General features: G+C 56.4%; 6 protein-coding genes and 1 pseudogene. 4 read left to right on the forward strand and 3 right to left on the reverse strand.

The window, feature by feature from the left end; all coding sequences use genetic code 11:
- Window positions 1–43 precede the first annotated feature (43 nt).
- The 3 genes from AC1DKN_RS09820 to AC1DKN_RS09830 all read left to right on the forward strand — a co-directional run bounded on the left by AC1DKN_RS09820 (window position 44) and on the right by AC1DKN_RS09830 (window position 6999).
- A complete protein-coding gene (locus tag AC1DKN_RS09820; protein ID WP_476871144.1) occupies window positions 44–1111 on the forward strand; it encodes a hypothetical protein in 1068 nt (355 codons plus the stop codon).
- A 329-nt stretch (window positions 1112–1440) separates the two neighbouring features.
- Complete coding sequence (locus AC1DKN_RS09825) at window positions 1441–5025, forward strand: glycosyltransferase (protein WP_476871145.1); 3585 nt, start codon at window positions 1441–1443, stop codon at window positions 5023–5025.
- Window positions 5026–5607: 582 nt separating this feature from the next.
- On the forward strand, window positions 5608–6999 hold the full coding sequence (locus tag AC1DKN_RS09830; RefSeq protein WP_476871146.1) for a hypothetical protein: 1392 nt from the start codon (window positions 5608–5610) through the stop codon (window positions 6997–6999).
- A 381-nt stretch (window positions 7000–7380) separates the two neighbouring features.
- Here the strand turns inward: AC1DKN_RS09830 and AC1DKN_RS09835 are convergent, their stop codons facing one another.
- The 3 genes and pseudogenes from AC1DKN_RS09835 to AC1DKN_RS09845 all read right to left on the reverse strand — a co-directional run bounded on the left by AC1DKN_RS09835 (window position 7381) and on the right by AC1DKN_RS09845 (window position 8578).
- Window positions 7381–7602 carry a transposase gene (locus tag AC1DKN_RS09835; RefSeq protein ID WP_476871147.1) on the reverse strand — a complete coding sequence of 74 codons (222 nt, stop codon included), beginning with the start codon at window positions 7600–7602 and terminating at the stop codon, window positions 7381–7383.
- A gap of 88 nt (window positions 7603–7690) precedes the next feature.
- A pseudogene (locus AC1DKN_RS09840) lies at window positions 7691–7939 on the reverse strand (transposase); the annotation flags it as partial.
- 96 nt (window positions 7940–8035) lie between these two features.
- Window positions 8036–8578, reverse strand: coding sequence for a hypothetical protein (locus AC1DKN_RS09845; RefSeq protein ID WP_476871148.1), 543 nt, complete (start codon window positions 8576–8578; stop codon window positions 8036–8038).
- 454 nt (window positions 8579–9032) lie between these two features.
- Between AC1DKN_RS09845 and AC1DKN_RS09850 the strand changes: the two genes are divergently transcribed.
- Window positions 9033–11834 carry a glycosyltransferase family protein gene (locus AC1DKN_RS09850; RefSeq protein WP_476871149.1) on the forward strand — a complete coding sequence of 934 codons (2802 nt, stop codon included), beginning with the start codon at window positions 9033–9035 and terminating at the stop codon, window positions 11832–11834.
- Window positions 11835–12582: the final 748 nt, after the last annotated feature.

Consider the following 12582-nt stretch of genomic DNA (forward strand, 5'->3'; position numbering starts at 1 on the left):
CCTCTGTCTGGGTGCTTTCACTAGTGATATCGAGGGAATGACAATGTCTAACCGAATAATTGAGAGGGCGTCAGTGCGCTTGATCCTGGCCGACCTAACGGAATCGCCCGACGATGGCTGGATATCTGCGCTCAAAAAGACCTCCCATATGTGGGCCGAGCAGGACATGCCGGGTCTCGAACGTATTCAGATGGCCCTCGAAGAGGAGCCATCTAGCTACGCAGTCGTTGTATACCAAGACCCCGTAGAGCAGTTGGTTGGTGCCCTCTTGAAAGGGGAGGATCCGGACGAGGCCCTGGCCGAGTGGCAGAGCTTCGCTGGTTCGCTTCTGGAGTTGCACGAAAGGTTCCTGCACCGGATGTCACTCGGCCCTCGTCCTTTAGCACGTGTAGGCCTTGAAGACCTCCTCGATCACGTCGCCAGATCAACAGGCCTTCCGCTGAAACTTTCGGCCGACACCAAACCCAGAGTGTTGACCACGGCCGAGGACCGAGATACAGAAATCTATGGTGTGCAGCTGGCAGCAATTCACCTCTTGGATCTCCCTGGGCCGAAAGTTCTTGTTGATCAACTTGAAGTTGCAAGTGTCGGAGCTATAGAAAAGCCATCCCACCCGGATCTAATTGCAAAATTTTTGACCTCTCGCAGTAGATTGATAAAGGATCGCGCAGAATACGTAAAATTGAGGGCAAATAATCGAGATCAGAAGAAAGAGCTAGACCGCATCAAAAAAGAGAACGCCCTCCTAATCCCTCAGCTTCACCGCACGCAGGAAGAGCTTGAGAGGGCGCTTCTGGAAAAACGGTCACTGATGGCCAAGATCCATGAAATGCGCAAGGGCCGGGACTACCGCAAAACCAAAATCCAACAACTCGAACGCGAACTAGAAGAGCAAGCTGGAAAGCTCGAATGGCTTCGCGCCGTCCGGGATCAGCATCGTAGCGCGGCTAGGGAACTGCGGGTCGAACAGAAACAGTCGAAGACCCATCTACGCACTCTGGAAAAACAAGTTGAAACTCTGGGTGCAGAGCTGAAATCCATCAAGAGCTCGCGGTCTTGGCGGTACACGAGAGTACTTCGTCAGGTCAACGGCGCAGCAGACCGAGTTTGACAAGGATCTGGCGACAAGTCCTCACATTGACCGACATTGTTCGCCCGCGCGAACTCTGTGCTGCAGGGCACCCGTGATGAGTTCCTCGATAGGTTGTCTACCCGTAAGACCTGGGTTCCTCTGAGGCCCTTCGGTTTCATTCGTTGGGTGCAGGACGGAATATCGAGAGCCTTCACGTTGGCCTGGGTGTAGTCTGACGGCGGCTCGGATGTCGATTGCAAATGTAAGAGCCAGGCCAGGATTATTGACCTCGAGATCTAAACGCCCTGGCGCGCCGTGCACTGTTGGTTTGAGACTAATTTTCCTACAAGTACAGGACAAACGATTTGATGAGTGATTTCGCAGATAACGACGGACTAGAAGCTGCAAACATTGCCCACCGTCAAGGTCACTTGGATCACGCCGGAGTGCTGTACGCAGAGGCAATGCGCCGGCTCCCCGCCCTCCGCGATGCTGTGGAGTTCAATTTGAAACTTATGGCGGCTAGGGGATGGCGGGGTCCGGGCCTAGATAGGTTCGAGCAGTCAGTGCAGCAGTCTGGAGTCTACTGGCAGCGTCTCGCACTCTTGATGGACGCAGTCAACTTTCGGGCTGAGCACCGCAAGGCGGTCGATCGCAGTGAGACGACCATCGACAAGATTCTCGGGCAGTCTCAACTCAATAGAGAAGTCTCGGGGAACCAGAAAGTGTCTGTGATTATGCCGACCTATAATAGGGCCGACATAATTGCAGACAGCATTGAATCCGTCCTGAACCAAGATTACAGGCACATTGAACTGATAATTGTTGACGACGGTAGCACCGATGCTACTCGCTCGGTGGTTGAGAGTTTTAGTGACGATCGAATCCACTATGTCTATCAAGACAATTCGGGGGCCGGAGCAGCGCGCAATGTCGGACTAGCTGTCTCGACGGGTGCCATAATCGCGTATCTGGATACCGACAACCTCTGGAATCCGCGTTATCTGAGTGTTGTGGTCAAGACTTTTGCGATGAACCCAGGGCGCTCAGCAGTGTATATGGACTTCGTCGATTATCACGTCCGTGCCGATGAAACGATCAAATTGCGATCATATCGCCGCCCCGAGTTTGATCACGAGTCGCTTCTTCTAAAACCCTACATTGACCTGAATACTTTTGCTCACCGTCGTGAACTATATAAAGTTTTCGGAGGTTTTGATGAATCGCTGCGACGTCGTCAGGACTACGACTTGGTATTGAAGTACACGTGGCTGCGGGATCCATTGCATGTGCCTGTAATCGCCGCTCTTTACTTACGGGATGCCAAGCTAAATCAGATTACGAGTATGAATAGAGAGGATGCTCTTAGCCCGGCTCGGATTAAACAAACGGTCCAATCTTATTTTAAGACGGGACTTCCACTGGTTCCCCGGAAAAAGAAAATTTCTGTGATCGTCTGGGACCGCTGCAGGAACCACTTTTCCAAGCCTTATGCTGTGGCGGAGGCTCTATCCAAAACCCATGAAGTTGAGCTTATTGCTTTTGATTTCTTTGGCGAAGGCGTTTTTGGGCCGCTGAAGGGAGCCAATCCGCCCTTTGTCACGAAATACTTTATGGGGAGTGACTTTCCTAGTTTCTTCCATGCTATGGAAGCTGCAATGGAAGCAGTTACTGGCGATCTGATGTATGTGGTAAAACCAAGACTCCCTAGTTTCGGTCTTGCGATGCTAATTAACGAGAAGAAAAACATTCCGTTTATTCTCGAAATCAATGACCTCGAGACCGTGGTTGGCTCACCACGAATAGGTGACACGCATGCCGAGATGGATTTCCAAGATTTCAATCTCGCTGATAATGAATTACTCAATCCGTATTCATTAGCATGGTCCCGCCTGCTTGATCCCCTTGCCAAACGTGCGCCGGTCCTCATGACCCATAACCGTGGCCTCGATGACCACTATGGCAATTCTTCAATGTACATGCGGAACTTGAAGGACGAGGAAGTCTACGATCCTGATCGATTCGATCGCGAGGAGGTACGTCGCGAGCTTGGGTTCGCCAAGGAAGACCGGGTCATCCTATTCGGCGGCCTCATTCGTAAACATAAGGGCATATATGAGTTAGTCGAACTTATCGAGCGACTCGCGGACCCTCGGTATAAGTTGCTGTTCATAGGATCGCGGGTCACGCCTGATCAGAAGGCGCTCATCAGTAGGTTCGGCGATAGAATAGTCAGCCTACCTTCACAAGACCGTGAAGGAATGGCGAGGGTCAACCTGGCAGCAGACTTAGTCATTCTATGGCTGAACCCGGCTGTGCCCGCCAGTCACTACCAGTTCCCCTACAAGGCCACTGACGCTTTCGCAATGCGCACGCCAGTCATCGCTAATAACATCTCCGACTTGGGAGATCTTGGTCGCCAGAATTATCTTTCCCTGGTTGATTTTGGCGACTGGGACGGAATGCTCGCGGCCGTAAGGAATGTTTTCGACGATCCCACGGCCACAAGAATCATGACAGAGGCCGCACGCCGACTCTACCTGCGGCAATTCTCATACGCGGCTGCAAGGGCCAACGTGGAGATCGCGAAAGTCCGGCTGGAGGACCAAAGGGACGCTCCCTATCCCATATCAGTCGAGTTCGGTGAGGCATATAAGCGAATGCGCAATGTGGTTGAACCGCTCTCACCAGGACCAGGGAGTTCTCAGAACGAATCCAGTCAGGTTATGGCGGTTTACACGGATGCCTTGCCGACTCGTGAACAAGTGCCTCATGGAGACGTCGTCGCATTCGTACTAGCGCATTCGGCCGAAGAGGGGGCCGCAACGTCGCGTCTCATTGAGCAGCGCGCAGATTTTCCCGTGGCGACTATCCTCATTGTGGAGGAGGACGGGAGAGCGCCGGCCAAAATGGCGCTAAGCCGAATCCTTTCGCAGTCCAAGGCGAAGTACGTACTTGTCACGTCTAGCGATGCGCTTCCCAGCCGGGAATGGGTTCGGAAAGCCTACGCGTCCGTCGTGAATCAGGGGGTGACGCTTGTGCGGGCTCAAACCGGCCTCAAAGTCCAGAGCCGCGAGCGTTGGATGCATGTCTTTGGCGCACGTCTGGACTATGAACGGTATTTGAACCAAGATCCGGTGCTGAAAGAGGACTTACCGGTTGCGCGTGACCTGCTAATGGTGGAGGGCGTCCTGGCTCACTCTCCGGACGCAGATGGGCGGGACGGTGACACTGAGGATAGCGAGATACATGTGGTCGACGTTCGGGACCTAGAAGGACCCGGGGATCCGCGTTTTCATCGTCGGATTAGCGTGATAATGCCTTGCATTGACCGTGAGGCCGGAATTCGGGCCGCAAAACTGCTCCAGTCTCGAGCTGGTGTAGAGGCGGATTTTGTCGTCGCTATCGACTCCCGCCGGAAAGGATTTATTCGGACTCTAAACGTTGCGGCTCGTCGCACGGAGGCCGACTATGTTGTATATCTGGCCGAAGACGCATTCCCCGGCGAAGACTGGCTAGTAGCCGCTTCCTCCGCCTTGAGCGATAGCGGGTCCAAGCTATTGGCATTCAATTGCGGTAAGTGGCACGGGCGAGTTGCCGCCTTCGGAATGGTCGATAGGAGCTGGACGTACTCATTGTACGGTGACCAGATATTGTTCGAAGGTTACAGGTCGCACCGGGCAGATAACGAGATCACCGTCATTGCGCGAGCGAGGAAAGTTTATGTTTATTGCCCCGCCGCCGTGCTTATTGAGAATGATGCTAAAAAAGATTTCCACCGTGCTGAGAACGACGCCGCGAACTTCACGGAAGTCGACAAGAAATTGTTTAAAAAACGATTCAAAGAGGGTTTCGAAGGCCTAGTAGAACAGCATGACCTAGATCCTCTGTACGCTGAGTACTTTGAGCAGAGAAGACTTCGTGACGAAGCGCCCCCGTTGGTTATCGAGTAGGCGCGCATCACGTCCATCCAGACTTATGTTGCCGTAAGCAGAATCGGAGCCCTGGCACTAGGGCGTTCCTGCACGTGTACAGAGCTTGGCGCATAGACATACGGTCGTTCGGCCTCGCTCCAAGGGCGTCTACAGTCATTGACGTATTTTGCCATTATGGGCCAGATCGCGAGCCTGATTGTCAACTCGGGGTCGTGGGCTCCGGCGCTCGCGCCGGTTCCTTGCCCGATCGGACAGGGGGCGAAGGTGCCCTCTCTGGGTTTGTTGTCAGGGCCGGTGGCGAACCTATCGGTGGCCCATCCTGTTCAACGAACGGAAGTGGCAGATGCTGACAGCGGCACGGGGGAGCCACATGCGAGTTCCCTCGCCGAAGGCCGTAGCAGGGTCCGCAGCCACGAGTTGGACGCTGAAGTGCCAGATGCTATCTCTGCATCCATCGATGGCTGGAACTTTTAGCCTCGTTTGCACCGCCTGCCCGCGCTTCGACGCCGAGAACCATGATCTTCCGCAGTCTTGCTTGTGTCACCACGTCCGGTGGAGAAGAATACCGACGCCGGCGGCCGGTGTGAGATCATCTCCGGTATGAAAGATCCAACGTCATCGTTCGCTTTAGCTAACCTTGCCCTGCAGGAGGGACGCCGAGAGGATGCCGTTCTGCTATACGCTGCAGCCAGGGAATCTACACCTGAACTCGGGACGCACATCGATTTCAACCTGGGCTGTTTTGGTCGTCAGCTCCAGGGGGAGGAGAAATCACCAATAGTCGTTGCCTCCACCGAATCTGAGCTTCCGAGGGAACGCATTCCTGCTGAGACGGTACTCGTTATTGTTGTGGCGGAGTCGCTAGAAGAAGCTGGTCAGACCGCTCGGTTGTTATCCAGAAGAGCAAGCGTTGCCATCGGTATTGTGGTGTTGATTAAGGGTAATGAAGCGTCTTCAATGGAAACATCTATTGGCGAGATACTCGGTGCCACCAAAGCTAAATATTCACTTATTGTGAAAGCTGGAACATTTCCCGGGGCCAAGTGGCTCGAGAGTGCATATACAGGCTTGGCCGACGGGGTTGCCGAAGCGGTGTATGCAAACGCTGGTTGCCTATCTGGAGAGCGCCCTTTGGGTCGGAGCTGGCTAAATTTGTTTGCTTTGACCTCAGCCTTAAGAAAAGAAGTGCTCGGGCAAAATAGAGCTCTTGAATACAGGGTTGAAATTGACTTCCTGCTGGTTGACGTTAGCAGTACAGCCTCCAGCGCTACACAACTCGATCCGTCCAATGAGTCGCTACATATCCTTTCTACCCCCGATCTACATCGTGGTGACTCGTTTCTTTTCACTAAAGACGTATGTGTGGTTATGCCTTGTATAGATCTTGACGCCGGACGCCGGGCGGCGAGGCTGCTCATAGAAAGGTCCGGCTTGCCCGCTGATTTTGTACTGGCGGTCGACACCGGTCGACAAGGTTTTATCCCCACGCTCAACCAGGTTGCACGGCGGAGTTCTGCACAATATATTGTGTACTTAGCGCAAGATGCGTGGCCTGGAGACGGCTGGTTGCTTAGCGCTTATGACCGAATCCGTCAGGAGAAGAAGTCTTTGCTGGCTTTCAACTGTGGCAAGTGGCATGGCAGGGTTGCGGCCTTTGGGATGGTGGAAAAATCCTGGGCCTACAGCCTCTACGGTGACGAAATTCTCTACGGAGGCTACCAATCCCACCGGGCTGACAACGAGCTTACCGTAATCGCTCGTGCGCAGGATAGGTTCGTTTATGCACCTGAATGCGTTCTCGTCGAGAATGACTCCGAAAAGGTTTTCCGCCGTTCCGAGCGTGAGGCGAGCCATTTCAGACGGGAGGATGCCCGGTTATTTCGACAGCGGTTCCGTGACGGGTTCTGCGGCCTGGCGGACCGAGCTTATTTGAAGGAGCTTCACGACGAGTACCTAAACTTGTCGGCGCACTACGCTACGGGCGCAAGGTAGAGATCAGCTAGGCCGGCGCGCCGGGCATGACGTTTGCGGCCAGGACGGACATCACCGTTCGCATCCATTTGGGTGTGACGGAGGGGAGATCGGCGGCGACATCGGGCGGACCACCCCATCACCTGACGGGAGCGCCGGCGGCATTCGACGGAGACCGCGGCTGCCGTCCGGTCACCGCCGAGGCGAGTGCCAACGACAACGTCCTTAGGCCTGTAAAGTCGATGTCCATCTAATGCTGGAGGCTACGAGGCGCATGATCTCAAGGTCTGTGCCCCGGCTGAGGGTGCGTCGGCGAAGGACGGCATTCTGCTGTAATCCACGAGAACCCGCAGTAGACCGGCTCTTCAAGGTTTGTTGGGGAACGGGATTCCCGGATGAGTGTCATGCCGCCGTCCGGGCGGCAGTTCTCATGAGGATAATCGTTTTGTAGTTCCCCGCGTTTCGGTAGCCGCAGGCGGTGCGTTTGATGTGCTTGATGCCGGTGTTGTTGGCCTCGCTCTTGCTTCTGGTGGCGCCGGTGACGATGAGGACTTCGATCTCGTTCCACCATCGGCAGATCGTGCGGTAGAGATTGTTGGTTTCCGGCCGTCCTGCGGCGTCCACGAGCACCTTGAGGTCCTCTTTTCGCGGCTGCGGCGTCGGCCAGGGAGTTGGTGCGCAGTAGCGGCCTGAGCTGTTCTTTGGCTTTCCACACGGCCTGGAGCTTGCCGGTCTGGTCGTCTGCGGCGAAGACCTCCTCCAGCCGGTGCGCCGCCTTGTCGGTGAGCGTGTCGCCGACGCGCAGGAGCAGTATCCGGTGGGCCCATGCCTTGTCGACGCCGCGGCCGCGGCGGCCCTCGACCTGCTGGGACAGGTTCTGGCGGGTGTCGGTCATTGCCTCGTTGGCCAGGGAGATGAGGTGGAAGTGATCGACTGCGACAGCGGTACGTGGGAGCCGCATCCTCAACGCTTTTCGGAACGCTGCCGTCGGGTCGATCGCGACGACCTGCCCCCCCGCCCCCCCCGCCGCCAGGCCAGCGGGCAGGCGAAGAGCCAGTCACCGGCGCCCCTGTGGTCCCGGCCGTCGACTACGCCCAGGACCTGGCCGGTGTCCGGGTCCACGATGGTCGTCATCCACGTCCGGTAGCGTGAGAAGGCAGGCTTCGGTCAGCGCGGCACGGACCATCCACCAGGACACCGCGAACGCCGCGGCGGTCTCGGACACGGCCCGGCCGGAACTGATGACCGCATCGACGACGTGGTCCCGGAGCCGTCCGGTGGAACGGGCACGGCGCGGGACCTGGGCGGTGGATTCAAAGAACGAGAGCCGCGGGCAGGCCCGTTCCTCGCAATGCCAGCGGCACTTAGACCAGAGCACCTCTAAGGCGCCGGCGACAGGGATGTCCCGGATCCGCTGGAAGCGACGTTCCTTCCGCCGCGTCGCGACAACACCGCAGCTCGGGCGGCCCGGTGGCTGGTCTGTTTCAACGATGATCTGGCGCCGGCCATCAGCCACCACGGTGGCGGAGATGACGCGGTAGTCGGGCAGGTTGAAGATGCTGGTGGCAGCGTCGAACGCCACAACGGTAGGCTCAGTCAAGGCTCGTGGTCCTGTTCCTGGTCGAATGCTAGACACACTCATCCCAGCAGGGCCACGGGCCCCTTTTTTAGCTACGACACGGAATCATTTCCCCACGAACCACGAAGAGCCCGTAAACCGTGCACGGTCCCGGTGATCGCAATGCGCTTATCACGTGCCGGTCAGAATCGATAACCGGCCAGAAGAATCATCGGACCACCAGATTCCCGGTATCTGGGAAGGGAACCTGGCAATCTGCGCGGCCTGCCTGAACCCTGACGCCGGTGGGACATTATCTGGGGGGCGCCCGGTTGGCGCTGTTCCGCCGACGTGCGGGCCGGCTGGGTACGGCGCTTAACTGAAGTGACGAGACCGTTGTGTGTCAACGCACATGTCAGGAACGTGGGGCGGACCGCGCATCTTGTTATCATGGGGCGGTTCGTTAACGTCCAAAGAACAGGGAACGCCACCAAACATGTCGTCGGCAAGAAACGACCCGCGCGCGGTCAAAACATCAAAGCCACTCACGGATCTAGGCATCGCCCACGGCCGCATCAACAAGGTTGAGGGGCGACGCGTTACCGGCTGGCTCTACTCGCCGACTCGGGATGTCACGCCTGTTCTCGTGGTGGACGGCCGTCCCGCCACCCTCGTTGAATGGCCCACTCAGCGGCCGGACGTTGAAGTTGCCCTGGGGGTGACCGGGAAGACAGGATTTCAGTTCCAGATTGATGGTGCGGCGGTAGGCGCCAAGGTCGAGTTGTTTGCCCTTAGCGGCCAGAAACTTCATAAGATTCATCACGAATACGCCGAACACCCGGTCTCGGATCTCAGCGTCTTCCGCCAACTTGATCGTATTGCCAAAATTTCCCAACAAAGTGACGCAGTCGCGATCACATCCTGGGACGGCGCCCATAATCCGATCGGACGAGCTAAAGTGCTCTACGATATTGCCCATACCACTCGACCTGCGGCCGTTGTAACGTATTTGTTCGGGGAGTTCGGTGGTCGCCTTTGGAAACCTCTGGCTGAGAATGATGTCCCCCTTCTGACTATTCCCTGGGGTGACCGAGCACGCTATCACCGAATGCTTCGCGCGATGGGTGTTAGTTTTCCGACAGTGTGGATCTGCAAGCCGCGTCTCCCGAATTTTGAATTAGCATCACAGATTGCGGCCGACGACGCAAAGCTGATTCTTGACTTGGACGACAACGACGACCATTTTTCAGAATCCACTCCGTCGCGAATGAAAATTTATGGCGCATCCGGACTGGGACAAAGCAAGTACTATCAAAACCGCGTTCAGGCTCGAACCGTGGCAAGTATTACGCTCCAGGAGTCGTACGGCGGCAAAATTGTGCGCCACGCTCGGACTGAAGCCCCTGCAACGCCGCCTGCGGAAGCGCCCGAGATAGATTTGTCAGCGGAATCCTCAGATATTTCCGCAAAGCATATTGGCTTCATCGGAACAGTGAGATCTCACAAAAATATACTTGCGGCAGCCAAGTCGATTGCCGTAATTAACTGGCGCTATAAGCAGAACCTTAAGTTCCACGTTTACGGGGACGTGCAGCCTGAAACTCTGAAGAAAGAGCTACTAGCGCACGGCGTCGAACTAAAGGGAATCGTCCCGGCGGCTCAACTGTATTCCGAGCTGTCACGTATGGATCTAGTGCTCACGGGCTTCCCTTCCCTCGACGGCCAGGATGAGGAAGTGACAAGGTATCAGATTACTTCCAAGATCGGGGACGGACTGGCAGTCAAGCGCCCGGTGCTGGTACCGAACGGCCCGAGCGTGGCGGACCTAGTGGACACGCCTGGTGTCTTCGCCTTCGATGAGGTCAGTTTCCCGCAGAAGGTCGTTGATGCTCTGGCCTTTAGGGGCGAGATCGCCCTGCCCTCGCAGTTTACGCTGGCTGGTGCGTATGGAGGCTTTGCCTCGGCCGAGGTTGAGGCGTCAAAGCAGCCGCGTGCGGCCGAGGTATTCGCCAATTCCGTCCTCTGGAAAGAACGCGACGCTGACACCGCCACTCGCCCCACGATCCTTCTTCTTTGGAAACAACACGACGCCGGTATATATGGCCGGCGCATCGACCAGGTCGCGCGGTCGTATAAGAACCGCTATCCGGGCCATGATGTTCGCGTCTTAGAATTGTGGCATGAAAGGAATGGCGAGGAATACGCAAAGCGCTCCTCCAGCCACATGTCCGATGCAGGAAATGTACTGGCGGCTGCAAGTCGCAAGATTGATAATGTGTATGTTGACGCAGATGGGGTCAGCTATGACATGATCGACTTTAGTTCTAGTGCGGATTTGGAGCGCCGGGTGTTCCAGTACCTGACTAATCGATCGATGTTGCCGGTTAATACGGTGGTTATCCTTTTCCCGTTTATTAGATTCTACGAAAAGCTTCAGGATCTTTTGTCGCCGTATACTAAGATTGTTGATGTTGTTGACAATCAGCTTTCCTGGAGCAACCTCAATACTGATCGCGGCCGCCAGATTGCGCTGCAGTACAACACTATGCTGACCAATGTGGACGCTGCAGTATTCAACTCGGCCGTGAATATGGAATATTTCACGGGCGCAGATATCATTCCGAGTGATGTCACCACGCGCATTATTCCCAACTGGTACGCTCCTCCGGCTGGAATGAAGAGCATCGCTGGCGGTCAGGGAGGAATTGGCGAGTTCAACGTCGTGTACAGCGGCAATATGAACGACCGAATCGATTGGGACGCGATTCGCTCCACTGCGGAGATAAGCGAGAAAATTGTCGTACACTTGGTCGGGGCGGCAGATAGAGCGCCGGCTGGATTTTTCGAAATTTTGAAGCTCAATAATGTCTTGTATCACGGACCGCAGACAGAGCGATTCTCGCTTTCCTTGCTCGCCTCTGCACAGGTGGCGATAATGCCACATGTGCCGGACCACGTTTCCAACTTCATGAACCCCATGAAGTTGCACATGTATCGGGCCGTGGGTGTTCCCACCATTGCTACTCAGGTCGAAGGAATCGACCCGGATATGGATTCTGTGACAGTGTGCTCGTCGAAGACAGATTTTGTCGATGCGGTCAGCTTGAAGTTCGCCCAGTGGTCTGACTTCAAGGGGCAGCCGGCGCAGGTTGAACTGCGACGTCCAGTTTCCGCGCACCAGGAAGAGTATCTTAGGCTCATCCAGTCAATTGCGCCCTGGGCGGCGCGGACCGACTCACGGGGCAAGGACTCTTCTGACGACGAGATCGGTGGGGGTCTGGTCAGTGCGCCCAGATAGTGTTGACCCGACGATCTGACACTGCAGTGCAATAGCCGTTTCATGTCGGCACCCACTGGGTTTGCCGTTGGGCGTCAGCTGTGCGGTGGACGTTCAGTCTCTGCAGGCGTCCCTTCTGAGCACAGCGCGGATCGTATAGTTCCGGCTATCTACGGATCCCCGTCCTGTTCGTTCCAGGTGTTTTATGGCGGTATTGACCGCGTTTGCCTTCGCCGTTATTGTGCCGGTGCCAGAGCCTAGTTCGTTTCGCGCGGGGCGAAGAGTTCCCCAGCCTGGTATTCGCGGCCCTGGCGGCATGGAGCGAACCGGTGCGCAGGAGGGTCCGCGCCGGTCCTTGGTCTTCCACACCGGCCTGCAACTTGTGGGCCGGGTCGTCGAGTTCAAGTCGCTGGCTGAGCATAAGTGACGCGGTCGGAGAGTGTCTCACCGCCCCGGCGCAGCAGCCTTCGGTTGGCCCGGACCGGGTTGGAAGTGTGTCCGGGCCGGCTTTTGGCTTCCTGGGTCAGGCGCTGGCGGACTCCCGTGAGCACATTGTCGCCAATTTGGGCCGGGTCGTGGGCGTCGCCCTACACGGCGGTGCTGGACACCTCATTCCGCAGGGCCTCCCGGAAAGCGACCGACGGGTCGATCGCCAATACCTGCGCGCCGAGGCGCCATTCCAGCGGGCGTTTGACGAGCCACTCGCCGACGTGCCTGTGGTAGCGGCCGTCGACCCCGCCCGAGAATCTGGCCGGTGTCCAGATCGACG

The sequence above is a fragment of the Arthrobacter sp. 01N444 genome (assembly GCF_056399305.1).

Excerpts from the sequence above, each read along its gene's own strand:
- AC1DKN_RS09825 (WP_476871145.1), top strand. The coding sequence starts at position 1,441 with ATGAGTGATTTCGCAGATAACGACGGACTAGAAGCTGCAAACATTGCC.
- AC1DKN_RS09830 (WP_476871146.1), top strand. The coding sequence starts at position 5,608 with ATGAAAGATCCAACGTCATCGTTCGCTTTAGCTAACCTTGCCCTGCAG.
- AC1DKN_RS09850 (WP_476871149.1), top strand. The coding sequence starts at position 9,033 with ATGTCGTCGGCAAGAAACGACCCGCGCGCGGTCAAAACATCAAAGCCA.
- AC1DKN_RS09820 (WP_476871144.1), top strand. The coding sequence starts at position 44 with ATGTCTAACCGAATAATTGAGAGGGCGTCAGTGCGCTTGATCCTGGCC.